Here is a 25604-nt window from a genome sequence, read left to right on the forward strand (position 1 = left end):
AATGACCGACGCGAACCACGCGACCGTGGCGCAGGCTGATGCCGAGTACCTCGACCTGCCGGCCTTGACCGACTTGCTGCAACGGATTTTTCTTCGCCACGGCACCTCTGCCGAGGTGGCCCGGGTGCTGGCCGACAACTGCGCCCGGGCCGAGCGCGACGGCTCCCACAGCCACGGGGTGTTCCGCATCCCCGGTTACCTGTCGTCCCTGGCCAGTGGCTGGGTCAACGGTCAGGCCGTGCCGCAAGTGGAGGATGTGGCCCCCGGCGTGGTGGCGGTGGACGCCGGCGGCGGCTTTGCCCAGCCGGCCCTGGCCGCGGCCCGCGCGCTGCTGCTGAGCAAGGCCCGCAGCGCCGGGATCGCGGTGCTGGCGATTCGCAATTCCCACCACTTCGCGGCGCTGTGGCCGGATGTCGAGCCCTTCGCCGAAGAAGGCCTGGTGGCCCTGAGCCTGGTCAACAGCATGACCTGCGTGGTGCCCCATGGCGCCCAGCGCCCGCTGTTCGGCACCAACCCGATTGCCTTCGCCGCCCCCCGCGAGGGCGCCGAGCCCATCGTCTTCGACCTGGCCACCAGCGCCATCGCCCACGGCGATGTGCAGATCGCCAAGCGCCAGGGCCAGCAGCTGCCGCCGGGCATGGGGGTGGACCGCGATGGCCAGCCCACCTGCGATCCGGCGGCGATTCTCGACGGCGGCGCCTTGCTGCCCTTTGGCGGGCACAAGGGCTCGGCGCTGTCGATGATGGTGGAGCTGCTGGCGGCGGCGCTGACTGGCGGCAACTTCTCCTTCGAGTTCGACTGGTCGCAACACCCCGGGGCGCAAACGCCCTGGACCGGACAGCTGCTGATCGTCATCGACCCCAACCACCTGGGCGGCGGGCATTTTGCCCAGCGCAGCGGCGAGCTGGTGCGGCAGATGCAGGCCGTGGGCCTGGAGCGCATGCCCGGGGACCGGCGCTACCGCACCCGGACCAAATCGCTGGAGCACGGCATTCCCCTGGCTACCGCCGAGCTGGCGCGGCTGCGCGCGCTCGCGGGCGACGATAAGACGGGCGACGACTGAACGGCCGACGACTTAAGGACTTCATCCCTTCGCACCCGGGGCCATGAGCCCTTGGTGTTACTCCAGGTAGTGGGCCCGGTAGCGGGCCGGTCGTGGATCGGATTTGCCGCTCCCTGCCAGCCCCTCCAAAGCACTGGCAATCTGCCTCCAAGGCAGCCTGTCAGTGCCCTGGGGCCCTTTCGATAATCGCCTCCGACATTTCGTCCCCCGTTTGCGGAGCGCGCCATGCATAACAATAAGAACTGCCAGTACCCCCTGATTCCGGCCCTGCTCGTCGGCCTGTCGACCCTTGGCCTGGGCACTGTCGCCGAAGCCGAGATCATGCTGTACGACAAGGACCAGACCACCTTTTCCACCGACGGCTACATCAACGCCTTCTACGTCAACAGCAAGGTCGACCGCGCCGGCGAGCAGTACGACCGCCGCCAGGCGCGGGTGAAGATGGGCTTTCTGCCCAACTACCTGGGCTTCAACATGGGCAAACAGGTGGACGACCTCAAGCTCGGCGCCCGGGCCTCGTTCTGGGTGACCATCAACGACAGCGAAACCAACGGCACCGACACCGCCATCGACGTGCGCCAGTTCTATGGCACCGTGGCCAACCCGGAGTGGGGCGAGGTGCTGATCGGCAAGGACTTCGGCCTGTTCGCCCGCTCCAACATCCTGCTCGATGAAATGCTCGCCGGGTACGGCCAGGTCAGCGACAGCCTGGGGCTGGTGGACGGCGGCGGGGTGTCGTTCGGCAACATCGGCAGCGGTTATCCCTATCCCTTTCCGTCTTCGCAGATCACTTATCGCAGCCCGATGATGGACGGCCTGCGGGTGGCGGTGGGCATCCTCGACCCGGTGGACACCAACGACAGCAGCGCCCTGGGCAAGGCCTACCAGAAGAACCCGCGCACCGAGAGCGAGATCACCTACCAGTTCGACCTTGGCGGGGCCAAGTTCTACAGCTGGCTCAACGGCAGCTACCAGACTTCCGACAACACCGACCCCAACGTGCAGTCGGTGACGTCCAAGGGCCTGGGCTATGGCCTGCAGGCCAAGATGGGCGGCCTGTCCCTGACCGGCTCCGGGTTTCAGGCCAAGGGCATCAACCCGTTCTTCACCAACAATGCCGGCGAAGCCACCCTGCGCAACGTGGACAGCAAGGGCTACCTGCTGCAGGGCTCGTACAAACTGGGCAAGAACCGCCTGGCGCTGTCCTACGGCAAGACGAAGGACGACGGCAACGGCGTGGTCGGCAGCGGCGCCGACTACCAGACCCGGGGCGTGGCGCTGTTCCACGACATCAACGACAACCTCAAGCTGGTGGCCGAGTACAACCAGTTCGAGATCGACGGCCACCAGACTAATGCGCAAAACGAAAACACCGACACCTTCGCCGTGGGTGCGGTGCTGACCTGGTAACCCCAGCGCCGGCCCTGGCGTGCGCATCGCGCCCGGGCCGGCGCCCCCTCCATTCCCCATATCTCCCGCATGTCCCGTAGGAGCCGGCTTGCCGGCGAAGAGGCCCTCAAGCCTTGCACCAGCCCGGATGACGCCTTCGCTGGCAAGCCAGCTCCTACGGAGGTCGCGCCGCGCATTCCTCGCCTATTTTCCGCATTGGCGCATTTCCCGTAGGAGCCGGCTTGCCGGCGAAGAGGCCCTCAAGCCTTGCACCAGCCCGGATGACGCCTTCGCTGGCAAGCCAGCTCCTACGGAGGTCGTGCCGCGCATTCCCCGCCTATTTTCCGCATTGGCGCATTTCCCGTAGGAGCCGGCTTGCCGGCGAAGAGGCCCTCAAGCCTTGCACCAGCCTGGATGACGCCTTCGCTGGCAAGCCAGCTCCTACGGAGGTGACGCGCCGCATTCCCCGCCTATTTTCCGCATTGGCGCCTTCCCCGTAGGAGCCGGCTTGCCGGCGAAGAGGCCCGCCAGCCTTGCACCAGCCCGGATGACGCCTTCGCTGGCAAGCCAGCTCCTACGCCCATGGAACCGGCTACCCGCTACCCAAGTAGCATTCGTGCCCCGGGGTCGGCTTCGTACACTCATTGCTCAGACAACCGGCGCCGGAGGCGACGATGCAGCAAGCCCAGAGCGAGGGCGTGGTCAGTGCCATGTCCCAGGCCGTCGATCCGCAGCAGGTGGCCCAGGACCTGGCCAGCCAGTTGCTGCATCCGCACCTGGGCTTCGTGCTGTTTTTCTGCTCCGCCGAATACCCCCTGCACACCCTGGGCCCGGCCCTGCAGCAGAGCTTTGGCGGCATCCCCCTGGTGGGCTGTACCAGCGCCGGGGAAATCACCCCCCTGGGCTACGGGCGCAATTGCGTGACCGCCATCGGCTTCGATCACCGGCACTTTTCCATCGCCGCCGAGCTGATCGACCAGATGGAGCACTTCAGCCTGATCGACGCCCAGCAGATGGTCGAACGCCTGGTGGGCCGCTGCCGCAGCAACACCCTGGCGCCGATCAAGGGCAACAGCTTCGCCCTGACCCTGCTGGACGGCCTGTCGAGCCGCGAGGAAATGGTCCTGGCCGCCCTCAGCGCAGCCCTGGGGGACATTCCCCATTTCGGCGGTTCGGCCGGCGATGACAACTACCTGACCCACACCCACGTGTATTACGGCGGCGAGTTCCACAGCGGCGCGGCGGTGGTGGTGCTGGTCAACACCTGGCTGGATTTCGAGGTGTTCACCACCCACCACATCCAGCCCCGGGAAGAAAAACTGGTGGTCACCGGCGCCGACAGCGCCTCGCGCCGGGTCTATGAACTGAACGCGGAACCGGCCGCCGAGGAGTACGCACGGTTGATCGGCGTGCCCCTGGCGCAGCTCGACCATCGGGTGTTCGCCGCCCACCCGCTGGCGGTGCGCATCAACCAGCACTACTACGTGCGCGCGGTGCAGCAGGTGCACCCGGACCTGAGCCTGAGTTTCTACTGCGCGGTGGAGAACGGCATCGTCCTCACCGCCATGACCCCCGGCCCTTTGCTGCCCAACCTGCAACAGCTGTTCGACGGTTTGCAGCAGCGCCTGGGCAGCCTGTTGCTGACCATCGGCTGTGACTGCTTTTTGCGTCGCCTGGAGCTGGAGGATCGCGGCAGCCTGGACCAGATCGGGGCCTTTTTGCGGGATCAACGGGTGATGGGTTTCAACACCTACGGAGAACAGTTCAATGGCATGCACATCAACCAGACCTTCACCGGGGTCGCCATTGCCCGCAGTCGAACTCCGGCCCGCCGCTGAGCTGCAAGCGCAGCTCGACTGCCTGCAGCGCGAGAACCGCAAGCTGCGGCGGATCAACGAGGCGCTGATCGAACGGGTCGAATCCGGCATCACCCGCGGCAACGACCCTTATGCGGCGTTCCAGCATTCGGTGGTGCTGGCCGAGCAGGTGCGCGAACGCACCGACGCCCTGAACCAGGCCATGGCCGAGCTCAAGGCCGGCAACCATCTGCTCAGCGAGGCGCGGCTGCGGGCCGAGACGGCGCACCAGCACCTGATCGACGCCATCGAGAGTATTTCCGACGCCTTCGTGCTGTTCGACCAGGAGCAGCGCATCGTCCTGTTCAACAGCCGCTTCCGCGCCTTCTGGACCCACGGCCGGGTGCGGATCATGGCCGGCATGCGCCTGTCGGAAGTGCGCCGGCTGATGACCAGCACCGGGCTGTTCAGCGAGGAACCGCGCAGCGGCGCCGACGAACAACCGCTGTATCGCCTGCACAACGGCCGCTGGCTGCAGGTCAGCGAACGGCCGACCCGGGAGGGCGGGCGGGTGATCCTGTTCACCGACATCACCGAGGTCAAGCACAGCGAAACCCTGCGTCGGGAGCAGGCGGTGGCGCAAAAGTCGCACCTGCTGCAACGGGCGGTGGACAACCTGTCCCAGGGCGTGGCCATGGTCAGCGCCGAGGGCATTCTCGAACTGTGGAACCGGCGCTTCCTGGAGCTCAGCGGGCTGGCCCCGGTGGCCGCCCATCGGATGTTTGCCGAGGTGATCGGCGACAGTGAGCTGAGCCTGCTGACCCCCGCCAGCCGCGACGGCAATGGCCGAGTGATCCACGAGTGCGAGCAACGTTTGAGCGACGGCCGGGTCCTGGAGATCCGCACCCATCCGCTACCCACCGGCGGTTTCGTCAACACCTTCACCGACATCACCGAGCGCTACCAGCACGCCGAGGCCCTGAGCGAGAGCGAACGCTGGATTCGCCTGATCACCGACCATGTGCCGGCGCTGATCGCCTACCTCAATGCCGACCTGGTGTATGAGTTCACCAACAAGGTCTATGAGGAGTGGTACTGCTGGCCCCGGGGCGTGATGCTCGGCCAGAGCCTGCGCGAGGTGCACAGCGAACAGCACTACCAGCGCCTGGAAAGCTATGTGGAGCGGGCCCTGGCGGGGGAGAGCGTGACCTTCGAGTTCGCCGAAACCAACGTCAACAACCAGGAGCGCTACATGCTGCGCTCCTACGTGCCCAACCGCCTGGCCAATGGCGAAGTGGTGGGGATCTTCGTGCTGATCCGCGACATCACCGAACGCCGGCGCACCGCCGAGGCCTTGCATCAGGCCTACCAGAACCTGGAGCTGCGGGTGCGCGAACGCACCGCCGAACTGACCACCCTCAACCAGCAGCTGCTGCGCGAGATCGAAGAGCGCAGCCGGGTCGAATCACGCTTGCGCGAGGCCAAGAGCGAGGCCGAGCGAGCCAACCTGTCGAAGACCAAGTTCCTCGCCGCGGTCAGCCATGACCTGCTGCAACCCCTGAACGCCGCGCGGCTGTTCACCAGCGCCTTGCTGGAGCGCCGCGACCCCCAGGCCAGCAGCGCCCTGGTGCGCAATGTCAGCAACTCCCTGGAAGACGTGGAAAACCTGCTGGGCACCCTGGTGGACATCTCCAAGCTCGATGCCGGGGTGATCAAGGCCGACATCGCGCCTTTCGCCTTGAGCGAACTGTTGGAAAACCTTGCCGCCGAGTACGCCCAGGTGGCCCGCAGCGAAGGCCTGGAACTGCACTTCGTGGCCTGCTCGGCCCTGGTGCGCAGCGACATCCAGCTGCTGGCGCGGATCCTGCGCAACCTGCTGAGCAACGCCATCCGCTACACCCGCCAGGGCCGCGTGGTGCTCGGTTGCCGGCGCCAGGGGCACTGGCTGTCGATCGAAGTCTGGGACAGTGGCATGGGCATCGCCGCCGAACGCCTGGAAGAAATCTTCCAGGAATTCAAGCGCGGCGAAGAACAGCGCCCGGACCAGGATCGCGGCCTGGGCCTGGGGCTGGCCATCGTCGAGAAGATTGCCGGGATCCTCGGCCACCGCATCGGCGTGCGCTCCTGGCCGGGACGCGGCTCGGTGTTCAGCGTGCAAGTACCCATCAGCGCCAGCGCGCCCTTGCCGGCGTCGCGCCCGGAGCTGGGGGAAGCCCTGCTGGAACGTTTGCACGGCGCGCGGATCTGGGTGCTGGATAACGACGCGGCGATCTGCGCCGGCATGCGCACCCTGCTCGAAGGCTGGGGCTGCCAGGTGATCACCGCCTTGTCCGAAGAAGACCTGGCGCGCCAGGTCGACGACTACCGCGCCGACGCCGACCTGCTGATTGCCGACTACCACCTGGACCACCAGCAGAACGGCATCGACGCCGTGGCACGAATCAACGCCCGCCGTGCCCTGGCGATCCCGGCGATGATGATCACCGCCAACTACAGCAACGACCTCAAACAGCAACTGCGGCAGCTGGGCCACACCCTGATGCACAAACCGGTGCGCCCGATGAAACTCAAGACCGCCATCAGCCACCTCCTGATGCCCCCCGTGTAGCCGCTGCCGCAGGCTGCGCCCGGCTCCGCAGGAGACGCCAACCCTGGCCACGCGGTCCACCAGAACAACCCGCGTGACCCGATTCACCGCTACGGCGTTGGTCGCAATGATTGCGCGGGTCTTCAGAATCGCAGGAAGGGCCTTCGGCCCTTGTCGCAGCCTCGCCGAAGGCTCGGCAGCGGCTACAGGACCTGCAGGGCGCGGAAGGCTTCATGTAGCCGCTGCCGCAGGCTGCGCCCGGCTCCGCAGGAGACGCCAAACCTGGCAACGCGGTCCACCAGAACACCCCGCGTGACCCGATTCACCGCCACGGCGTTGGTCGGGATGAATGCGCCGATCTTCAGATCGCTGGAAGGGCCTTCGGCCCTTGTCGCAGCCTCGCCGAAGGCTCGGCAGCGGCTACAGGGGTTAGCGGCGCAGGTAGGCGCCGAAATCGATATCCCCGGCACTGAGGATCGCTTGCACCCGGTTGTGCACGTTGAGCTTGCGCAGGATCGCCGAGACGTGGGCCTTCACTGTGGTTTCGGCAATGTCCAGGGTGTAGGCGATCTGTTTGTTGGACTCGCCCTTGGTCATGCGTTCCAGCACCAGGAGCTGTTTGCGGGTCAGGGCCTGGAGCAGTTCCGGGGGGAAGCTCGGGGTCTCGCTGCTGCGACGCCCCGGTTGGCTTTTCTGGGTGCGGATGATGTCCGGCGGCAGGTACACGTTGCCGTTGAGGATCTGTTCGATGGCCTCGGTCATCTGCGAGCGCGCCGAGGATTTGGTGATGAAGCCGACGGCGCCGTAAGTGATGGCCTGGAGCACGATCTGCTTGTCCTGCTCGGCGGAGACGATCACCACCGGAATGGTCGGCGCTTCGTTGCGCAGGGTGATCAGGCCGTTGAGGCCGTGCATGCCGGGCATGTTCAGGTCCAGCAGGATCAGGTCGAGGTCGTCGTGCTCCTGGGTCAGGGCCAGGGCGCTGTCCAGGTCGGCGGTTTCCATCACCTCGCTGCCGGGAAATCCGTCGCTGATGACGTTGTGAATGGCTTCGCGAAACAGTGGGTGATCGTCGGCTATCAGAATTTTATACATGGCCTTTCACCTCGTTATTGTGATTGTGCGGGGGCGCGCTGGCGGCTTCAGGGAAAGGCTTCCGGCTGGGCCGCCACCACGGGCAAGCCGGCGGCCTCCCAAGCGTCCAGGCCGTCGCGATACCAGTAGAGGGAGGTATAGCCCAGGGCTGCGGCGCGTTTTACCGCGTTCCAGCTCAGCCAGCAATCGGCGCGGCAATAAAAGACCAGCGGTTGTTGCAGGTTGCCGGCGCTGAGCTGCTGCAGGTAGCGGCTGAAGTAGCCTTGCCACTCGGGGCTCAGCTCGCCGTCGCCGGTATTGGCCAGCCAGTGGCTGCCGGGCAGGTTGGCGTGGGGCTCGCTGTCGATGAAGCGGCCTTGCAGCCATTGCCGGCGATAGACGTCGATCAGCAGGGGTTTGGGTTGCGCCTGGAGCAGGGCCTGCAAACCCTGGGTGTCGATGATCTGCGCGACCTCGATCTGCGTGGGCGTCGGGCTGCGGTAGAGGCTGGTGCGATAGCCGTCGGCGGAAAACAGCGGCGTCTCGGCCTGGGCCATTCCCAGGGTCAGGCTCAGGGACAGCAGGGCCAGGGTCTGCAGGGCACGGGGCATAAGGGAGTTGTCCTTCTTGTTATGCGCCCATTACATGCCAGCGCGGGGGCATTTGTGAATGCGACCATCGACAGCAAAAGCAGTACCAAAGTCGTAGGTCCTGGCTGGGTGACGCTCTTGTAGTTGTCTGTAGCCGCTGCCGCAGGCTGCGAACGGCTTGGGCGGCATTCCGACGGAGGAGACGCCAGACCTGCCGACGCGGTCCAGCAGGACAGTCCACCGGGTTCTGTTCACAGCTATGTGCCGGTCTTTGCATCGCTGGAAGGGCCTTCGGCCCTTGTCGCAGCCTCGCCGTAGGCTCGGCAGCGGCTACAGGCGAAGCAGAGATTGCGGAGATTGCAGGGCTTCGTGTAGCCGCTGCCGCAGGCTGCGAACGGCTCCGGAGGAGACGCTAAACCTGCTGGCGCGGTCCAGCAGGACAGTCCATCGGGTTCTGTTCACAGCTATGTGCCGGTCTTTGCATCGCTGGAAGGGCCTGCGGCCCTTGTCGCAGCCTCGCCGTAGGCTCGACAGCGGCTACAGGGATTGCAGGGCGCGCCAGGTTCCGTGTAGCCGCTGCCGCAGGCTGCGAACGGCTCCGGAGGAGACGCCAGACCTGCCGACGCGGTCCATCAGGACAGTCCTCCGGGTTCTCTTCACAGCTATGTGTCGGTCTTTGCATCGCTGGAAGAGCCTTCGGCCCTTGTCGCAGCCTCGCCCAAGGCTCGGCAGCGGCTACAGAGGCTCTTTATCTGGAGATGTTTAGGCGGTGCTTTTGCGCAGGGCGGCGTGTTGCGGGTTGAAGGTCAGTACCGCCAGCAGGGAGAACACCAGGGTCAGGCCCAGGCACACCGCCAGGGCCAGGAGGTTGAGGCGTTGATACAGGGCGAAGCGCACCAGCTCCACGGCGTGGGTGAAGGGGTTGAGGGCGCACAGCCAGTACAGCCAGGGGCTGGCTTCGAGCATCTTCCACAGCGGGTACAGCGCCGAAGACAGGAAGAACAGCGGGAAGATCACGAAGTTCATCACCCCGGCAAAGTTCTCCAGTTGGCGGATGGCGTTGGACAGCAGCAGCCCCAGGGCGCTGAGCATCAGGGCCACCAGCAGCAGGGCCGGCAGGGCGGCCAGCAGGCCCATGGCCGGCGGCTGCACGCCATACAGCCAGGCCACGGCGAGGAAGGTGTAGACCTGCAGCAGCGAGATCAGCGAGGTGGCCAGCAGCTTGCTGGCCAGCAGGAAGGCCCGGGGCAGGGGGCTGGTGAGCAGCACGCGCATGCTGCCCATTTCCCGGTCGTAGACCATCGACAGCGAGCCCTGCATGCCGTTGAACAGCAGGATCATGCAGGCCAGCCCCGGGACGATGTAGACCTCGTAGGGAATGTAGGTGCTGTAGGGTTCGATGATGGCGATGCCCAGGGCGGCGCGAAAGCCGGCGGCGAACACCAGCAGCCACAGCAGGGGCCGCACCAGGGCGCTGAGAAAGCGTGTGCGCTGCAGCACGAAGCGCAGCCATTCGCGCAGCACGATGCCGCGCAGGCACTGCCAGTAGGCGTTCATGCGAGCGGTTCTCCGATCGGCGCCGGGCGCGGCTGGGGATTCTGGGTCAGGAGGGAGAAGGCCATGCCCAGGTCGCCGCCCTGTTGCTGGCTGATGGCGCTGGCCACGCCACTGGCCACCAGGCGCCCCTGATGCAGGATCAGCAACTGGTCGTCGGCCTGCACTTCGTCCAGCAGGTGGGTGGTCCACAGCACGCTCAGGCGCTGTTCCTGGCACAGTTGGCGAATGTGCCGGTTGAGGGCCAGGCGGCTGGCCGGGTCGAGGCCGGCGCTGGCTTCATCGAGTAGCAGCAGGCGCGGTTCATGCAGCAGGGCGCGGGCGATCTCCACCCGTCGGCGGTGGCCGCCGTTGAGGGCGCGCACGCTCTCCCGGCGCCGTTCGGTGAGGCCCTGGCGCGCCAGTTCGGCGTCGATCCGCGCCTGCCCCTGGCGCCGCGACAGGCCGTGCAGTGCGGCGTGGTAGTGCAGGTTCTGCTCGACGCTCAGGTCCAGGTCCAGAGTGCTTTGCTGGAACACCACGCCGAGCTGGCGCAGGGCGGCCCGGGCGGCGTTGCGCAGGGAGCAGCCGCCGACGCGGATGTCGCCCTGCTGCAGGTCGTAGAGCCTTGTGAGCAGGGCGATCAGGGTCGACTTGCCGGCGCCGTTGGGCCCCAGCAGGGCGGCAAAACGCCCGGGAGCCAGGCTCAGGCTGACCTGATCGAGGGCCTGGCGCGGGCCGTAGGCGAAGCTCAGCTGGCTGACCTCCAAAGCGTTCATGGGGTCACCACCACGCCCCAGGGATAGCGCCCTACCTTCACCGACTTGAGCACCTTGAGGCTGTTGACATCGATCACCGAGACATCGCCGCTGACCCCGTTGGTGGCCAGCAGCTGGCTCTGGTCCGGGGTGAATGCCAGCTGCCAGACCCGGCGCCCCACCAGCAGGTAGTCGAGGATCTCGTAGGTCTTGGCGTCGATCACCGCCACGTGGTTGGCCGGGCCCAGGGCGACGAAGGCGTACTTGCCGTCGGCGCTGAGCTTGATGCCCACCGGCTGCACCTTGTCCGGGTGCACGCCCTTGATCTTGAAGTTCAGGGTCTTGAGCACCTGGCGCGTGGCCACGTCGAGGATGGTCACGGTGCCGCCGATTTCCGCCGAGGCCCAGAGCCTTGAGCCGTCCTGGTTGAACTCGACGAAGCGCGGGCGCTGATCCACCAGGGTGCTGTCGGCCAGGGTCTGGGTGCTGGTGTCGATCCAGTGCAGCATGTTGGTGGTTTCGCTGGTGTTGACCGCCCACTTGCCGTCGGGGCTCACCGCCATGCCCTCGGGCTCGACCCCGACGTTGATCTGGCCGAGGACCTTGGCGGTCTCGGTGTCGATCACCGTGACCAGCGCATCGTCCTCGTTGGACACGTACAGCCAGCGGTTGTTGGGGTGCAGGGCGAACTGCTCGGGGTCCTTGCCGGAGGGCAGCTCCTTGATGATCTTGCGGGTGGCCACGTCCATCACCTGGACCCGGTCCGAATCGCTGGCGCAGATGTACAGCAGCTTGTTGTCATGGGACAGCAGCAGCCCGCGCGGGCGCTGGCCCACCGGCAGGGTCTGGGTGACTTCCAGGGTCTGCAGGTCGATCAGGCTCAGGCTGTTGTCCTTTTCGTTGGAGACCCAGGCCGTGGCGGCCATGGCGTGCCCGGCGGCGAGCAGCAGGGCCGCGCAGAGGGCAGAGCGGCAGAGAAGAGGGCGGCGCATGGCGGATTCCTTGTTGTTGTGGTGATCGGATCAGGGGTAGCGGCAGGTCACTTCGGGGCGGTCGTAGCCCAGGCTGTCCATTTCGTTGAAGGGGTGCAGGAAACCGTCCTGGGGCGAGGTGCTGACCAGGGCTCGGGGCTGCACCAGGGGAATCGGCTGGCGCAGTTCGCCGTTCCACGGCCGGTAGCTGAGCTTGCGGCCCTTGAAGCCGTCCAGCGGCAGCTGGTCGCTGAGCAGCAGCGCCTGCAAGGCCCGCGGGTCGGCCTGGCGCAGTTTGCTCACGGCGCTGGCGACGCTGCGCACGGCCATCCAGGCGGCGAAGTCGCGGTCGTTCATCCAGCGCCCGGCCTGGGCTTCGAAGCGTTTTTGCAGCTGTGCGGCGCCGAAGGTTTCCACGCTCTTGTGCCAGCCGGTGGGGGTCAGGCCCTGGGTGCCGGCCACCGGGCGCGGGTACCAGGTCTGGTAGGGCAGGTATTCGCCGAAATCGCCGCGCTCGTCGGCCACCAGCACCACGTCGTATTCGGCGGTCTGGGTGAACAGCGGCATGTCGGCCTGGGCGCTGCGGCGCTGGTCGTTGTCGAAGCTCCAGGCTTTCTCGGCGACGATCTTCAGGCCGAAGCGCTGCATGGCCCGGCGCAAGGCGTCGGCGTAGGCGCGGTCGTCCTCGGTCTGGCCGACGATGAGCAAGGCCCGCTGCCATTTGCGCAGCACCATGAACTGCACCAGGGCGTCGGCCAGCATCGCCCGGCCGGGCAGGCTGTGCAGCACGTTGCCCAGGCACTGGCTGCTGCGCAGGGCGTCGTCGGGGCTGCCGGCGTTGAACAAGAGGCTGTCAGGCAGGGCCGCCGACAACTCCCGCAGGCTGGCCGCCGGGGCATTCACCACGAACAGCCGCAGGCCCTGGTCGTGCTGGGCCCTGGCGGCTTGCAGCAGTGCCTCGGGGCTGTCGACGCTGGCGCTGTCGAGCTGGAACTGCTGCTTGAGAAAGCGCCCGGTGCTGTTGCTGTCGACAATCGCCAACTGGGCGCCTTGCAGACCGGCGTCGGTGGGCTCGGGGATGATGTTGGACAGCAGCGGGCCGGGGTCGGGGCGATAGCCCAGGTAGCCGATGCGCACCTGCAAGGGGTCCTCGCTGGCCTGGCTGGCGCTCAGGGGCAGCAGGAGCGAGGCCAGCACCAGCAGGCAAGTCGGGATAAGCGGGGCAGGCTTGTGCATAGGGCGCTCCACGGCAGGTGGCGCCAGCATAGGAACAGCGTCGGGGCGGGGAAATATGCAGAAAGTAGCGCCCGGGCAGTACCAAGGTAGTAACCCGGCGCGGGCGCGGCGGTCTTAGCATGGTCCCAGCGGCCTCGATCCTGGCCTGAATCTGCCCCGAACCCTGAGCCCGAACCTTGAGAGCGACGCCCATGCGCATCATCAAAGTGCTGCTCCTGCCCTTGCTGCTGATCCTCAGCCTGATCGGCGTCGATCGCCTGCACGGCCCGCGCCCGGTCGTGCCCCTGGCGGTGCCGCTGGTTCCGGGGCGCTAGGCATGTCGGCGCTGTGGCGGATCAACCTGTGGGTCACGGCGTTCTTTGCCGTGGTGACCCTGGCCTGCGCCGGCTTGCTGCTGCATCAGGCGGTGGCCGATGTCGAGCGTGAACTGCAGTCCGCCGAAGCGGTGGTGGAGTACTTGAGCGACAGCGCCGAGCGCAACCCGGCGGGCCTGCAACCGCATCTCACCCAGAGCCTGCGCCATGTGCGGGTGCACTGGCTGGGGCCGGACGAGGCGGCGCGCATGCCCGAGCAGGCCGGGCTGGACGCCTGGCTTGGCCGCCAGCTGTTCAGCGACCGCCGCCACAGCGCCCGCGAACTGGACCTGGGCGACGGCCGCCGGGTGCTGATCGCCGTGGACGCGCGGGATGAGATCGATGAAGTCTGGGATTCCCTGCAACAGCTGTTGAGCCTGTGCGGCCTGGCCCTGCTTTTGAGCCTGCTGACCATCCGCTGGGCAGTACGTCGGGGCATGGGCTTGCTGGATGATTTGCTGCGGGCCTTGCAGCAGGTGTCCGGCGGGCAACTGGCGGTGCGCCTGCGCGAGGCCGGCCTGCCAGAAGCGCGACAACTGGCCGGACACTTCAACCGCATGACCGCGACCCTGGAGCAGACCCGGGCCGACAACGCGCAACTGACCCAGGCCCTGCTGGCGGTGCAGGAGCGCGAACGCACCTACCTGGCGCAGACCCTGCACGACGACCTCGGGCAATACCTGGCGGGCATCCGCGCCCAGGTCTGCCTGCTGCGCATGGTCAGCGGCCAGCCCACGGTGGTGGAACACACGGCCCAGGCCCTGGAACTCAATTGCGAACGCTTGCAGCAGGGCTTTCGCGCCCTGGTGCAGGACCTGTACCCGGTGGTGCTGCAGCACCTGCCGCTGGCCGAAGCCTTTGGCCTGCTGGTGAGCCAATGGCAGGACAGCCAGGGCATCGACTGCCAATTGCGGGTCGGCGCCGACCTGCCGGCGTTGCCCGACGCCAGCAAGACCCACCTCTACCGCTTGCTGCAAGAGGCGCTGACCAACGTCGCCCGGCACGCCGGCGCCAGCCAGGTGCGGGTGCGCCTGCAACGCAGCGCCCGGGGCCTGCGCCTGCTGGTGCGCGACAACGGATGCGGCGCGCGCCAGCCCCAGCGCCCCGGTGTCGGCCTGCACTCGATGGCCGAACGGGCCCGCAGCCTGGGGGGCGAACTGCACATTCTCAGCCGTCCCGGCGCCGGTTGGGCGCTGGCCTTGAACATGCCCCTGAACATGCCCGTGGAGGCCTGATGAACATCTTGTTGGTGGATGACCACGCCGTGGTTCGCCAGGGTTACGCCAGCCTGCTGCGGGCAGTGCTGCCGGCGATGCAGGTGCGCGAAGCGGCCAGCGGCGAAGAAGCCCTGACCCGGGTCGCCGAAGAAGTGCCGAACCTGGTGATCATGGATTTCGGCCTGCCGGGCATCAGTGGCCTGGAGACCACCCGCCGCCTGCGCCAGCGCCTGCCGCAACTGCGGGTGCTGTTTTTCAGCATGCACGACGAACTGCCCCTGGTGCGCCAGGCCCTGGAGGCTGGTGCCTCGGGCTACCTGACCAAGAACTCCGCGCCCCAGGTGCTGATCGAAGCGGTGCACCGGGTGCTGGCCGGACACGCCTACATCGAACAGCCCCTGGCCACCCAACTGGCCTGCACCCCGGCGCAGAACGCCAGCGACCCGCGCTTGCAGAGCATGACCCAGCGCGAGCTGGAGATCTTCGTGATGCTGGCCAAGGGCACCCCGGCGCGGGTGATTGCCGAGCAGCTGTGCATCAGCGCCAAGACTGTGTCGAACCATTTGACCTTGCTCAAGAGCAAGCTGCAGGTCAGCTCCCATGCGGAGTTGGTGCATTTGGGGATTGATATGGGGGTGGTGCGGGTGGCGGGGTGAGGGGGTATGGTTTGGCAAATTTTGTCAAAGGCGGACAAAGCCATGAGCACCATGAACATTTCCCTACCGGACGCTCTCAAGTCCTTTGTCGATGATCAAGTCAGCCAGCGCGGCTACAGCACCAGCAGTGAATATGTGCGTGAGCTGATTCGCAAGGATCAGGATCGGCAACATCTGCGTGGCCTGTTGTTGGCCGGTGCTCAATCGGCGCCGGGCACTGCTGTGCAGGGTGACTATTTCGAATCCCTGCGTGCCAGGGTTCACAAGGCGCGAAGATGAAAGCCAAGCCGGTCATGCCAAGCGCCCTTGCCAGCCAGGATGTGGAAGGCGTTATCAACTACTACCTTGACCAACAGGCCGAGCAGGCTGCGCTCGGTTTTATCGATGCTTTGAAAAGCCCTATCTACATATCGGCCGCCATCCGGCCTCGGGTATGTCTCGCTACGCCCACGAGCTGGATCTGCCGGGGGTGCTTTGCTGGCCGCTTAAGCGCTATCCCTATCTGGTGTTCTACGTTGAACGCGATGACCACATCGATGTATGGCGGGTTTTGCATGGTATGCGTGACTTTCCTGAGTGGTTGGCTGAAGGTGTTTTCCGGTAGTGGTGGGGGATGTTGGGGGCTTTTTGTGGTGAAGGGGCGGGGTGTATATCCGTTGCTGAGGGTGTGGCTGCTGGTGGTTTCGTCTTTAGGGGGCTGTGCCACGGGGTACATATCCGTTGCTGCTGGTGCGGCCACTTAGGGTTTCGCCCTTACGGCGATGGGGGACGGAGTACATATCCGTTGCTGCGGTTACGGCCCCTTATGGTTTCGCCCTTACGGCGAGTCCCTTTTTACAAACGCCTAAAAAGGAACCAAAAACGCTTGCCCCTCCATGGGCCCCTCGCTGGGGCTCGGGGTTCCCTCTCTCCGGCATTGCTCCGGGGGCCCGCCGCCAACCGGCCATCCATGGCCGGGTGGCGGCTAGTTCGGCATCCATGCCGAGCTGCCCCCTACGCAACGCCTGCGCTCGGCCGGCTGGGAAGGGGCCGGAAGATCAAGATCAAGATCAAAAGTCAACGCCAAAACCCAGGTGCGCAGGCTGGTTCCTTGTAGCCGCTGCCGAAGGCTGCGAACGAGCGCTCGCGCTCGCAAAACCAGGCGGAGCGATAGGTCAGGAATATCGGGGAGGCAGGTTTAGCGTCTCCTGCGGAGCCGGTCGCAGCCTTCGGCAGCGGCTACATTAACGCGAACGGCAATGAAACAGGCCGGCCGGTAGGCCGCCGTCAGATTCTGCTTTTGATCTTGCTTTTGATCTTACTGCCCCCTTAGACACGATGGCCGAACGCAGGCATTGAGCCGTGGGTAACCCGGCAGGACGCCGGGTTAGCCGCACTGGGCCATGGATGGCCCATTGCGGCGGCCCACGGATCAATGCCTTCGTTCGGGCATGCCGAGCCCCAGCGAGGCACCGAGTGGAGGGGCAGGAGCCTTTGGTTACTTTGGGCTGGCCGGCATTCCGGGTTTCAAAGTGACTCGCTGTAAGAGCGAAACCCTAAGTGGCCGTGACCGCAGGAATGGATATGTACCCCCTCCCACTCGCTGTAAGAGCGAAACCCTAAGTGGCCGCACCCGCAGCAACGGATATGTACCCCGTCCCACTAGCTGAAAGAGCGCCCCCCAGGTGGCCACACCCCCAGCACCGGCTATGCCCCCAACCCTCTACTTATCCCACGTCCCCGGACACCCCTGGCACCCCTCCATATTGGCATCCTGAAAATTCCCATAATGCTGCCGCGCCCCGCGCAAATCGGCGCGTTCCAGATTGCTCTCACCCAACTTGGCCTCTTGCAGATTGGCATCACTCAGATTGGCCCCTTGCAGATCGGCCTTGTTCAACCAGGCCATTTCCAGATCCGCCGCTTGCAGGTTGGCCCGGTGCAGCTTGGCCCCGGACAGCCGGGCAAATTGCAGGTAGGCCGCGCTGAGGTTGGCGTTCTCGAATTGCGCGCCCTGGGCAAACAGGCCCCAGCCCTGAATGGCCATCAGCTTGGCGTCGCTGAAGTCCGCCAGCCGCAGGTTGCTCTGTTGCAGGCTGGCGCGGGTCAGGTTGGCGCCTTGCAGGCGGGCTTTTTCCAAATTGGCCAGGTCCAGCTGGGCATGGCGCAGGTCGGCGCCGGAGAGGTCGGCGCCGGCCAGGTTCATCTTGCGCAGGTCCTGGTTGGCCAGGTTGGCGCCGCGCAGGTTGGCGCCCGGGCATTGGCTGGATTCGGCAATCAGGCAGCCATTGATGGTCAGGGGTACATCGTTGCCGTCGTCGTCGACGTTCACCGCGAAGGCGGGAGACAGGCCCAACAGCAGGACCAGGGGCAGGTAGTTCATGGTGCGGTTCTCCAGGCGGGAGTGAAGGCGGGTGGGGCGAGGGCGCTGGCGCCCGCTGGACCGGCCGGCGCCCCGGGGGCGTAGCCGTCGTGAACCCGGCCCACGCGGTAGGCCTGAGCTATCGCGTGGGCAGGGTTCGGGGCCGCTGCGCGGCCCAGCGGGCGCCAGCGCCTCGCCACCAGTCGGTCAGCGCTGGGCGGTCTTGTTATCCCAGCTCGGGATCTTGAACACCCAGAACGAGCCGCCTTGGGCCACCGGCTTGGTCAGTTCGGCCATGTCGCCACCCCACAGCGGCACCGCACCGCCGTAGCCCACGGTCACGCCGATGTACTGCTCGCCGTCCTGTTCCCAGGTGATGGGCGGCGAGACGATGCCGCTGCCGGTCTGGAATTTCCACAGCTCCTTGCCGGTCTTGGCATCGAAGGCCTTGAAGAAGCCGTCGCCGGTGCCGGTGAACACCAGGTTGCCCTTGGTCGCCAGGACGCCGGCCCACAGCGGCAGGTGTTCCTTGTGTTCCCACACCAGCTTGCCGGTGGTGGGGTCCATGGCGCGCAGGGTGCCGACGTGGTCGTCGTACATGCGCTTGATACGGAAGCCCATCCCCAGGTACGCCGAGCCTTTCTTGTAGTTCACTTCCTCGGTCCAGTACTCCTCCTTCCACTGGTTGCCGGGGATGTAGAACAGCCCGGTGTCCTGGCTGTAGGCCATGGGGTTCCAGTTCTTGCCCCCCAGGAACGGCGGCGAGACTTCCACCGGCTTGCCCTTGGTTTCACCTGGCAGCGGCTTGGCCGGACGCTGGCCGGGATTCTCTACAGGGCGGCCGGTCTTGAGGTCGATGTGGCTGGCCCAGGTGATGTTGTCGACGAAGGGGAAGGCGTTCTGCAGTTTGCCGTTGTTGCGGTCCACCACGTAGAAGAAGCCGTTGCGGTCGGCGTGGCCGGTGGCCTTGACCACCTTGCCGTCCTTGCCCTTGTAGTCGAACAGCACCAGTTCGTTGTTGCCGGAGAAGTCCCAGGCATCGTTCGGCGTGTGCTGGTAGAACCATTTCACTTCGCCGGTGCTCGGGTCGACGCCGACCTGGCCCGAGGTGTAGAGGCTGTCGTAGTCGTGGGGGTTGCCGTCTTTCGAGGTCCGCGCCCAGGTGTTCCAGGGACCGGGGTTGCCGGCGCCGACGATGATGGTGTTGGTTTCGGCATCGAAGCTGGCGCTCTGCCAAGGGGCGCCGCCGCCGTGGCTCCAGGCTTCGACCTTGCCGGTTTCGGTGGTCTTGTCATCCGGCCAGGACGGTGCCTTGACGTCGCCGGTGGGGGTGCTGTCCTTGCCGTTCAGGCGGCCCATGTGGCCTTCGACGAAGGGCCGCATCCACACCTCTTCGCCGGTGTCCGGGTCGCGGGCGAACAGCTGGCCGACCACGCCGAATTCATCGCCGGAGCTGCCGTGGATCAGCAGCACCTTGCCGCTGGTCTTGTCCTTGATCAGCACCGGGGCGCCGGTCATGGTGTAGCCCGCGCTGTGGTCGCCGAACTTCTTGTTCCACACCACCTTGCCGGTGTTCTTGTCCAGGGCGATGACCCGGGCGTCGAGGGTGCCGAAGTAGATCTTGTCGCCGTAGATCGCCGCGCCGCGGTTGACCACGTCGCAGCACGGGCGAATGTTGTCCGGCAGGCGGTGGTTGTAGGTCCACAGGCGCTTGCCGGTCTTGGCGTCGAGGGCGAACACCCGCGAGTAGGAGCCGGTGACGTAGACCACGCCGTCGCTGACGATGGCCTGGGATTCCTGGCCGCGCTGCTTCTCGTCGCCGAAGGAGTAGGACCAGGCCGGGGTCAGCTTGAACACGTTCTTGTCGTTGACCTGGGCCAGGGGGCTCCAGCGCTGGGCGTTGGTGCCCATGCCGTACTGCAGCACGTCCTGGGTGGTCAGGTGGTCGTTGGCGATGTCTTCCCAGGTGACGTTCTTGCTGGCAGGTGCCGCCGGGGCGGTGGCCGCTGTGGCCGCCGTGCCCAGGGACAGGCTGCCGGCCAGCAGCAGGGCCTGGACGGCAAGGCTCAGGGGGGAAAGGGCGGGTAGCGATCTTATTGTCATGGTTGCAGTTCCCAGTGGAGGTTTTGGCCTGACTAGGGTCTGCCCCGGGGCGGGTGTTGAGATACGGAAAAAGTCCCGCCCTTACCGGGAATAGTTCCCGGGCGGCACCTGATTTAGGCCCGCGCCACAAGCCCTACTACCAAGGGAGTAGGGCGCGACCACCAAAGCAGCATACGGCCGTCCGCCGGCTGTTCCTAAGATGGCGCCATGGCCTCTGTAGCGAGGTCTTGCGTGCAATCTTGAGGGCATAACAATGACAACAAAACGCAACGCCTTGCTCGCGGTAGGGCTGCTGACCGGTGCCTTGGCCACCGGTGCTGTATGGGCTCATGGCAACGTGGTGCCCCAGGCGGTGGAAACCAAGGGCCTGACGCCGATCAAGGACGCCGGGGTGAGCGTCGATGGCGACGGCTGGGCTTCGGTCAACCCGTACCGCACCTCGCCCGAGCACGACAAGGCAGTGGAAATCGGTGCCTCGGCCTACAACCAGAACTGCGCCGCCTGCCATGGCCTGGAAGCCAAGTCCGGCGGTATCGCTCCAGACCTGCGCATGCTCGATGCCGGTGAAGCCGGGGATGAATGGTTCGTCGAGCGGGTGCGCCACGGCGCGGTGCGCGATGGCCGGGTGTACATGCCGAAGATGGCCGACTACCTGAGCCAGGAAGCCCTGTGGGCGGTGCGCACCTACCTGGACAGCGTGCGCGTCGAGGAGTGATTGCCATGGGCCGCCTGGCGCTGTTTCTCAGTGGCTTGCTGCTGTGCTGCGCGGCGGCGCAGGCCGGGGTGCGCAACTACGACACGATGATCGCCTCCGGTGAGCTGAAGGTGGCGGTGTACCAGGATTTTGCCCCCTACAGCTTCGAGGACCAGGGCCAGCCCCGGGGCGTCGACGTCGAGCTGGCGCAAGCCCTGGCCGAGACCCTGGGGGTGCGCCTGCAACTGATCTGGGCGCCCCCTGGGGAGAAGCTCGACGACGACTTGCGGGATTACATCTGGCGCGGCAGCCCGCTGCGCCACCAGCAGTTGGCCGACCTGATGATGCGCGTGCCCTACGACCACGACTACGCGCAAAAGCGCAACGAACTGGGGGAGCTGGCCAACGATCACGTGGTGATGTTCGGCCCCTATCAGGAGGAGCGCTGGCAGGTGGCGTTCGACCGCCGCCGGCTGGACTCGGTGGCCAGCGTCGCGGTTTTCCAGGAGCACCCGATCGGGGTCGAGGTGGACAGCGTGCCCTCGTTCTACCTGACCTCGGTGTTCAACGGCATGCTCAGTGCCAAGACCCATCATTACCCCAGCGTGCAGCAGGCCTTCGGTGCCTTGCGGGCCGGGCAGGTGGACGCGGTGATGGCCATGCGCGGCGAGATCGACTGGCAGTTGCACCAGGCCGCCGACCCGCAGCTGGCCCTGGCGGAAAACGCCTACCCGAACATGGGCAAGCAGGTATGGGAGATCGGCATGGCGGTGCATGAAAGCAACCGCCAGCTGGCCTATGCCGTGGAGGAGGCCCTGGAAGGGCTGATCCGCGACGGTCGCCTGCAGGCGCTGTACGCCCGTTATGGCCTGCGTTACGAGGTCCCGGAGATGTATCAATAGGAGCTGCGATGAACTGGCGAGCGACCTGTCTGCTGGCGTGCTGGCTGCCCTTGGCGACCCCGGCGCTGGCCGCCGATCCCCAGGCCCCGGGCGCGGACCCGGTGCCCTCGGTGATGTGGGCCTTCTACCACAAGCAATTGCTGGGCGATGCCGCGTTCGTCTTCGATGACCGGGTCAAGCTGCTGGCGCCGCCCTTTGCCGAGGATGCGCGACAGGTGCCGCTGGAGATCGACGCCCGGGCCTTCAGCGGCGACGTGGTGCGCATCCTCGCCTGGGCCGAGCTCAACCCCTTGCCGCGCATTGTCGATTTCGTGCCGGGGGAGCGGGTGCTGCCCTGGCTGTCGATCCGCATCCGCATCGAGCAGGCCACGCCGCTGCGCGCCGCGGTGCAGACCCGCGACGGCCTGTGGCACGTGGGCTCGACCCTGATCGATGCCGCCGGTGGCGGCTGCACCGCCCCCAGCGTGGTGCGCACCCAGCCGGGCTGGGAAGAGCACATCGGCGAGGTGCTGGGCGGGCGTTACCCCCGGGGTGATGCCAGCCGTCTGCGCCTGCAAGTGTCCCACCCGATGGACAACGGCCTGGTCAGCGGCATCCCCGAGTTCTTTCTCAACCACGCCGAACTGCGCGACCCGAACGATCAGCTTCTGGCCAGCCTCGAACTGTTCCCGGCGGTCAGCGAAAACCCCAACCTGGGGTTCGACATCCAGGGGACGGGGCAGACCCGCTTGCTGTTGCGCGACAACAGCGGCAACCAGTTCGAGGCCAAGCTGCCCTGAGCGCATCCTTTGACCCACCCGAGCCGAGGCGCACCATGCGTTGGATCCTGCTGTTGCTGCTATGCCTGGGCCTGCCGGCCCGGGCCGACCTGGACTATCAACTCAAGCCCCGGCAGATTGCCGCGGGCACCTGGCTGCTGGAAGGCAGCACCGACAATTTCGCCAAGGCCAACGGCGGCAACATCGTCAACACCGGGTTCATCGTCACCGACAGCGGGGTGGTGGTGATCGACAGCGGGCCGTCGAAACGCTACGGCGAAGCCTTGCGCCGGGCGATTGCCGCCACCACCGACAAGCCGGTGATCCAGCTGCTGTTGACCCACCATCATCCCGACCATGTGCTGGGCAATCAGGCCTTTGGCGATGTGCCCATCGGCGCCCTGGCCGGCACAGCCGACCTGCTGCGCCAGCAGGGGGACGCCATGGCCGAGAACCTGTACCGCATGGTCGGCGACTGGATGCGCGGCACCGAGGTGGTGCTGCCGACCCGGGTGCTGGAGCCCGGGGTGCTTGAGGTAGGCGGGCATCGCTTGCGCCTGCTCAGTTTGAGTGGGCACACCGGTGCCGACCTGGCGATTCTCGATGAGAACACCGGGGTGCTGTTTGCCGGTGACCTGGTGTTCTACGAACGCGCGCTGACCACCCCCAACAGCCCGGGGCTCGGTGTCTGGCTCAAGGACCTGGACACCTTGCAGGCCCTGCCGTGGAAGCTGATCGTCCCAGGCCATGGCCCGGTGGCGACGGATGCCCGGCCCTTTGCCCAGATGCGTGACTACCTGGGCTGGCTGGACGGGTTGATGCGCGACGGCGCCGCCCAAGGCGACGACATGGCGGAGATGATCCGCCGCCCGATCCCCGAGCGTTTTGCCGGCATCAGCCTGACCCGCTACGAGCTGATCCGTAGCGTCAGCCACCTGTACCCGCGTTACGAGCGCCAGCGCCTGCAGCGTATCGACGATCACTGACCCTTGTGGCGAGGGATCTTGTGGGGGCTTGCCGGCGATGGCGGTCTTGCGGGCCCCTTCGCTGGCAAGCCAGCTCCTACGGGAGGCAGGTACATCGCGTGGAGCCTTGTAGGAGCCGGCTTGCCGGCGATGGCGGTCTTGCGGGCTTCTTCGCTGGCAAGCCAGCTCCTACGGTAGGCAGATACATCGCTTGGAGCCTTGTAGGAGCCGGCTTGCCGGCGAAGGCGATCTTGCGGGCCTCTTCGCTGGCAAGCCAGCTCCTACGGGAGGCAGGTACATCGCGTGGAGCCTTGTAGGAGCCGGCTTGCCGGCGAAGGCGATCTTGCGGGCTTCTTCGCTGGCAAGCCAGCTCCTACGGGAGGCAGGTACATAGCGTGGAGCCTTGTAGGAGCCGGCTTGCCGGCGAAGGCGATCTTGCGGGCCCCTTCGCTGGCAAGCCAGCTCCTACAGTGCGGGGGCATGGCGCCTGCTTGCCGCTTGTTGCTTGAAGCTTGCCTCTGCCCCTCCAGTACCAAGGAACTAGAAAACTCCGCACTGCGGGCAATTGTTGGCAAACAGGCCGGGACCAAGAATTCCCGGCAGACCGGGAAAATTTCCCGGGAACAACAATAACCGCCGAGGTAGCCGTCATGACCCAACCCCCACGTCGTCCCTTTTTCGCCGTGAGCCTGGTGCTCAGCGCCATGCTGCTGTCCAGCGCGGCCCTGGCCGCCGTCACCGATGAAGAGATCCTCCAGGACCCGAAGAACCCGCAGCAGATCGTCACCAACGGCCTGGGTGTCCAGGGCCAGCGCTACAGCCCGCTGGACCTGCTCAACGTCGATAACGTCAAGGAGCTGCGGCCGGTCTGGGCCTTCTCCTTCGGCGGCGAGAAGCAGCGCGGTCAGCAGGCCCAGCCGCTGATCAAGGACGGGGTGATGTACATGACCGGCTCCTACTCGCGGGTGTTCGCGGTGGATGCGCGTACCGGCAAGAAGCTCTGGCAGTACGACGCGCGCCTGCCGGATGACATCCGCCCGTGCTGCGACGTGATCAACCGCGGCGTGGCGCTGTACGGCGACCTGGTGTTCTTCGGCACCCTGGACGCCAAGCTGGTGGCCCTGAACAAGGACACCGGCAAGGTGGTGTGGAGCAAGAAGGTCGCCGACCACAAGGAGGGTTACTCCATCAGCGCGGCGCCGATGATCGTCAACGGCAAGCTGATCACCGGGGTCGCCGGCGGCGAGTTCGGGGTGGTCGGCAAGATCCAGGCCTACGACCCGAAAAACGGCGAGCTGCTGTGGATGCGCCCCACCGTGGAAGGCCACATGGGCTATGTGTACAAGGACGGCAAGGCCATCGAGAACGGCATCTCCGGCGGCGAGGCGGGCAAGACCTGGCCGGGCGATCTGTGGAAGACCGGCGGCGCGGCGCCGTGGCTCGGCGGCTACTACGACCCGGAAACCAACCTGCTGCTGTTCGGCACCGGCAACCCGGCGCCGTGGAACTCCCACCTGCGCCCTGGCGACAACCTGTATTCCTCGTCGCGCCTGGCCCTGAACCCGGACGACGGCACCATCAAGTGGCACTTCCAGAGCACCCCCCACGACGGCTGGGACTTCGACGGCGTCAACGAGCTGATCTCCTTCAACTACAAGGAGGGCGGCAAGGAGATCAAGGCCGCCGCCACCGCCGACCGCAACGGCTTCTTCTACGTGCTCGATCGCACCAACGGCAAGTTCATCCGCGGTTTCCCCTTTGTCGACAAGATCACCTGGGCCACCGGCCTGGATAAGAACGGCCGGCCGATCTACAACGAGGCCAGCCGTCCCGGCGCCCCGGGCAGCGAAGCCAAGGGCAGTTCGGTGTTTGTCGCTCCGGCCTTCCTCGGCGCCAAGAACTGGATGCCCATGGCCTACAACCGCGACACCGGGTTGTTCTATGTACCGTCCAACGAGTGGGGCATGGACATCTGGAATGAAGGCATCGCCTACAAGAAGGGCGCGGCGTTCCTCGGCGCGGGCTTCACCATCAAGCCGCTGAACGAGGACTACATCGGCGTGCTGCGGGCCATCGACCCCATCAGCGGCAAGGAAGTCTGGCGCCACAAGAACTTCGCGCCGCTGTGGGGCGGGGTACTGACCACCAAGGGCAACCTGGTGTTCACCGGCACGCCTGAAGGCTTCCTCCAGGCGTTCAACGCCAAGACCGGCGAGAAGGTCTGGGAATTCCAGACCGGCTCCGGGGTGCTGGGCTCGCCCGTGACCTGGGAAATGGACGGCGAGCAGTACGTCTCGGTGCTCTCCGGCTGGGGCGGCGCGGTGCCGCTGTGGGGCGGCGAAGTGGCCAAGCGGGTCAAGGACTTCAACCAGGGCGGCATGCTCTGGACCTTCAAGCTGCCCAAGGACCTGGTGAGCAAACGCTAATCGTAGGAGCCAGCTTGCTGGCGAAGGCGCCCGCACGACCGCTTTCGCCGGCAAGCCGGCTCCTACAAAGCCCGGGATATCCCTGCCGACCGTAGGAGCCAGCTTGCTGGCGAAGAGGCCCGCAAGAGCGCCTTCATCGGCAAGCCGGCTCCCGCACAGGGCAATCAACCTACGACCAAATGACGAGAGCCC

Annotated in this window: 21 protein-coding genes and 1 pseudogene; 14 read left to right on the forward strand and 8 right to left on the reverse strand. The window is 66.2% G+C overall.

The window, feature by feature from the left end; translation table 11 throughout:
• Position 1 precedes the first annotated feature (1 nt).
• The 4 genes from PST29_RS11095 (at position 2) to nahK (ending at position 6856) form a co-directional block, all read left to right on the forward strand.
• The gene (locus PST29_RS11095; RefSeq protein WP_060843063.1) at positions 2 to 1063 is read left to right on the forward strand and encodes an Ldh family oxidoreductase; all 1062 of its coding nucleotides are present in this window, start codon (positions 2 to 4) and stop codon (positions 1061 to 1063) included.
• Between the two features lie 225 nt (positions 1064 to 1288).
• Positions 1289 to 2473, forward strand: coding sequence for a porin (locus PST29_RS11100; protein ID WP_060843064.1), 1185 nt, complete (start codon positions 1289 to 1291; stop codon positions 2471 to 2473).
• Positions 2474 to 3126: 653 nt separating this feature from the next.
• Positions 3127 to 4290: a nitric oxide-sensing protein NosP gene (gene nosP / locus PST29_RS11105; protein ID WP_060843065.1), complete on the forward strand. Its 1164-nt coding sequence runs from the start codon at positions 3127 to 3129 to the stop codon at positions 4288 to 4290.
• Positions 4220 to 6856, forward strand: a complete 2637-nt coding sequence (gene nahK, locus PST29_RS11110; RefSeq protein WP_060843066.1) for a hybrid sensor histidine kinase/response regulator NahK/ErcS' — start codon at positions 4220 to 4222, stop codon at positions 6854 to 6856. The genes nosP and nahK overlap by 71 nt, the downstream gene beginning before the upstream one ends.
• Before the next feature lie 408 nt (positions 6857 to 7264).
• Here the strand turns inward: nahK and PST29_RS11115 are convergent, their stop codons facing one another.
• The 6 genes from PST29_RS11115 to PST29_RS11140 all read right to left on the reverse strand — a co-directional run bounded on the left by PST29_RS11115 (position 7265) and on the right by PST29_RS11140 (position 12997).
• Positions 7265 to 7930: a response regulator transcription factor gene (locus tag PST29_RS11115; RefSeq protein WP_011060504.1), complete on the reverse strand. Its 666-nt coding sequence runs from the start codon at positions 7928 to 7930 to the stop codon at positions 7265 to 7267.
• 47 nt (positions 7931 to 7977) lie between these two features.
• The gene (locus PST29_RS11120; protein WP_060843067.1) at positions 7978 to 8520 is read right to left on the reverse strand and encodes a PQQ-dependent catabolism-associated CXXCW motif protein; all 543 of its coding nucleotides are present in this window, start codon (positions 8518 to 8520) and stop codon (positions 7978 to 7980) included.
• 741 nt (positions 8521 to 9261) lie between these two features.
• Positions 9262 to 10056: an ABC transporter permease gene (locus tag PST29_RS11125; RefSeq protein WP_060843068.1), complete on the reverse strand. Its 795-nt coding sequence runs from the start codon at positions 10054 to 10056 to the stop codon at positions 9262 to 9264.
• Positions 10053 to 10811: an ABC transporter ATP-binding protein gene (locus PST29_RS11130; RefSeq protein ID WP_060843069.1), complete on the reverse strand. Its 759-nt coding sequence runs from the start codon at positions 10809 to 10811 to the stop codon at positions 10053 to 10055. Before PST29_RS11130 ends, PST29_RS11125 begins: the two co-directional genes overlap by 4 nt.
• Positions 10808 to 11782, reverse strand: a complete 975-nt coding sequence (locus PST29_RS11135) for a YVTN family beta-propeller repeat protein (RefSeq protein ID WP_060838514.1) — start codon at positions 11780 to 11782, stop codon at positions 10808 to 10810. Before PST29_RS11135 ends, PST29_RS11130 begins: the two co-directional genes overlap by 4 nt.
• Before the next feature lie 30 nt (positions 11783 to 11812).
• Positions 11813 to 12997 carry an ABC transporter substrate-binding protein gene (locus PST29_RS11140; RefSeq protein ID WP_060843070.1) on the reverse strand — a complete coding sequence of 395 codons (1185 nt, stop codon included), beginning with the start codon at positions 12995 to 12997 and terminating at the stop codon, positions 11813 to 11815.
• A gap of 191 nt (positions 12998 to 13188) precedes the next feature.
• On the opposite strand from PST29_RS11140, the gene PST29_RS32510 reads away from it, so the two are divergent.
• The 5 genes and pseudogenes from PST29_RS32510 to PST29_RS31710 all read left to right on the forward strand — a co-directional run bounded on the left by PST29_RS32510 (position 13189) and on the right by PST29_RS31710 (position 15827).
• The gene (locus PST29_RS32510) at positions 13189 to 13311 is read left to right on the forward strand and encodes a hypothetical protein (protein WP_019092738.1); all 123 of its coding nucleotides are present in this window, start codon (positions 13189 to 13191) and stop codon (positions 13309 to 13311) included.
• Between the two features lie 2 nt (positions 13312 to 13313).
• Positions 13314 to 14585 (forward strand): sensor histidine kinase, encoded by a 1272-nt coding sequence (locus tag PST29_RS11145; RefSeq protein ID WP_060843071.1) that lies wholly within the window; start codon positions 13314 to 13316, stop codon positions 14583 to 14585.
• Complete coding sequence (locus PST29_RS11150) at positions 14585 to 15223, forward strand: response regulator (RefSeq protein WP_060838517.1); 639 nt, start codon at positions 14585 to 14587, stop codon at positions 15221 to 15223. The genes PST29_RS11145 and PST29_RS11150 overlap by 1 nt, the downstream gene beginning before the upstream one ends.
• A 42-nt stretch (positions 15224 to 15265) precedes the next feature.
• Positions 15266 to 15502 (forward strand): type II toxin-antitoxin system ParD family antitoxin, encoded by a 237-nt coding sequence (locus PST29_RS11155; RefSeq protein WP_060843072.1) that lies wholly within the window; start codon positions 15266 to 15268, stop codon positions 15500 to 15502.
• Positions 15499 to 15827, forward strand: a pseudogene (locus PST29_RS31710) (type II toxin-antitoxin system RelE/ParE family toxin). Before PST29_RS11155 ends, PST29_RS31710 begins: the two are co-directional and overlap by 4 nt.
• A gap of 1098 nt (positions 15828 to 16925) precedes the next feature.
• Here PST29_RS31710 and PST29_RS11165 read toward each other — a convergent pair.
• Together PST29_RS11165 and exaA are read right to left on the reverse strand one after the other, a co-directional pair.
• The gene (locus PST29_RS11165; protein WP_060843073.1) at positions 16926 to 17585 is read right to left on the reverse strand and encodes a pentapeptide repeat-containing protein; all 660 of its coding nucleotides are present in this window, start codon (positions 17583 to 17585) and stop codon (positions 16926 to 16928) included.
• Positions 17586 to 17771: 186 nt separating this feature from the next.
• A complete protein-coding gene (gene exaA / locus PST29_RS11170; RefSeq protein WP_060843074.1) occupies positions 17772 to 19667 on the reverse strand; it encodes a quinoprotein ethanol dehydrogenase in 1896 nt (631 codons plus the stop codon).
• A gap of 253 nt (positions 19668 to 19920) precedes the next feature.
• On the opposite strand from exaA, the gene pedF reads away from it, so the two are divergent.
• The 5 genes from pedF to pedH all read left to right on the forward strand — a co-directional run bounded on the left by pedF (position 19921) and on the right by pedH (position 25412).
• Positions 19921 to 20382, forward strand: coding sequence for a cytochrome c-550 PedF (pedF, locus tag PST29_RS11175; RefSeq protein WP_016967318.1), 462 nt, complete (start codon positions 19921 to 19923; stop codon positions 20380 to 20382).
• Between the two features lie 5 nt (positions 20383 to 20387).
• Entirely contained in the window at positions 20388 to 21263 is an 876-nt protein-coding gene (locus PST29_RS11180; RefSeq protein WP_060838520.1) for a substrate-binding periplasmic protein, read from the forward strand.
• Between the two features lie 8 nt (positions 21264 to 21271).
• Positions 21272 to 22042 carry a quinoprotein dehydrogenase-associated SoxYZ-like carrier gene (locus tag PST29_RS11185; RefSeq protein ID WP_060838521.1) on the forward strand — a complete coding sequence of 257 codons (771 nt, stop codon included), beginning with the start codon at positions 21272 to 21274 and terminating at the stop codon, positions 22040 to 22042.
• Positions 22043 to 22077: 35 nt separating this feature from the next.
• On the forward strand, positions 22078 to 23007 hold the full coding sequence (locus tag PST29_RS11190) for a quinoprotein relay system zinc metallohydrolase 1 (RefSeq protein ID WP_060843075.1): 930 nt from the start codon (positions 22078 to 22080) through the stop codon (positions 23005 to 23007).
• A 629-nt stretch (positions 23008 to 23636) separates the two neighbouring features.
• Positions 23637 to 25412, forward strand: a complete 1776-nt coding sequence (gene pedH / locus PST29_RS11195; protein ID WP_016967314.1) for a PQQ-dependent alcohol dehydrogenase PedH — start codon at positions 23637 to 23639, stop codon at positions 25410 to 25412.
• Positions 25413 to 25604 lie beyond the last annotated feature (192 nt).

Source organism: Pseudomonas sp. St29 (genome assembly GCF_001547915.1).
GTDB lineage: Bacteria > Pseudomonadota > Gammaproteobacteria > Pseudomonadales > Pseudomonadaceae > Aquipseudomonas.

Excerpts from the sequence above, each read along its gene's own strand:
- PST29_RS11095 (WP_060843063.1), top strand. The coding sequence starts at position 2 with ATGACCGACGCGAACCACGCGACCGTGGCGCAGGCTGATGCCGAGTAC.
- PST29_RS11100 (WP_060843064.1), top strand. The coding sequence starts at position 1,289 with ATGCATAACAATAAGAACTGCCAGTACCCCCTGATTCCGGCCCTGCTC.
- nosP (WP_060843065.1), top strand. The coding sequence starts at position 3,127 with ATGCAGCAAGCCCAGAGCGAGGGCGTGGTCAGTGCCATGTCCCAGGCC.
- nahK (WP_060843066.1), top strand. The coding sequence starts at position 4,220 with ATGGCATGCACATCAACCAGACCTTCACCGGGGTCGCCATTGCCCGCA.
- PST29_RS11115 (WP_011060504.1), bottom strand. The coding sequence starts at position 7,930 with ATGTATAAAATTCTGATAGCCGACGATCACCCACTGTTTCGCGAAGCC.
- PST29_RS11120 (WP_060843067.1), bottom strand. The coding sequence starts at position 8,520 with ATGCCCCGTGCCCTGCAGACCCTGGCCCTGCTGTCCCTGAGCCTGACC.
- PST29_RS11125 (WP_060843068.1), bottom strand. The coding sequence starts at position 10,056 with ATGAACGCCTACTGGCAGTGCCTGCGCGGCATCGTGCTGCGCGAATGG.
- PST29_RS11130 (WP_060843069.1), bottom strand. The coding sequence starts at position 10,811 with ATGAACGCTTTGGAGGTCAGCCAGCTGAGCTTCGCCTACGGCCCGCGC.
- PST29_RS11135 (WP_060838514.1), bottom strand. The coding sequence starts at position 11,782 with ATGCGCCGCCCTCTTCTCTGCCGCTCTGCCCTCTGCGCGGCCCTGCTG.
- PST29_RS11140 (WP_060843070.1), bottom strand. The coding sequence starts at position 12,997 with ATGCACAAGCCTGCCCCGCTTATCCCGACTTGCCTGCTGGTGCTGGCC.
- PST29_RS32510 (WP_019092738.1), top strand. The coding sequence starts at position 13,189 with ATGCGCATCATCAAAGTGCTGCTCCTGCCCTTGCTGCTGATCCTCAGC.
- PST29_RS11145 (WP_060843071.1), top strand. The coding sequence starts at position 13,314 with ATGTCGGCGCTGTGGCGGATCAACCTGTGGGTCACGGCGTTCTTTGCC.
- PST29_RS11150 (WP_060838517.1), top strand. The coding sequence starts at position 14,585 with ATGAACATCTTGTTGGTGGATGACCACGCCGTGGTTCGCCAGGGTTAC.
- PST29_RS11155 (WP_060843072.1), top strand. The coding sequence starts at position 15,266 with ATGAGCACCATGAACATTTCCCTACCGGACGCTCTCAAGTCCTTTGTC.
- PST29_RS11165 (WP_060843073.1), bottom strand. The coding sequence starts at position 17,585 with ATGAACTACCTGCCCCTGGTCCTGCTGTTGGGCCTGTCTCCCGCCTTC.
- exaA (WP_060843074.1), bottom strand. The coding sequence starts at position 19,667 with ATGACAATAAGATCGCTACCCGCCCTTTCCCCCCTGAGCCTTGCCGTC.
- pedF (WP_016967318.1), top strand. The coding sequence starts at position 19,921 with ATGACAACAAAACGCAACGCCTTGCTCGCGGTAGGGCTGCTGACCGGT.
- PST29_RS11180 (WP_060838520.1), top strand. The coding sequence starts at position 20,388 with ATGGGCCGCCTGGCGCTGTTTCTCAGTGGCTTGCTGCTGTGCTGCGCG.
- PST29_RS11185 (WP_060838521.1), top strand. The coding sequence starts at position 21,272 with ATGAACTGGCGAGCGACCTGTCTGCTGGCGTGCTGGCTGCCCTTGGCG.
- PST29_RS11190 (WP_060843075.1), top strand. The coding sequence starts at position 22,078 with ATGCGTTGGATCCTGCTGTTGCTGCTATGCCTGGGCCTGCCGGCCCGG.
- pedH (WP_016967314.1), top strand. The coding sequence starts at position 23,637 with ATGACCCAACCCCCACGTCGTCCCTTTTTCGCCGTGAGCCTGGTGCTC.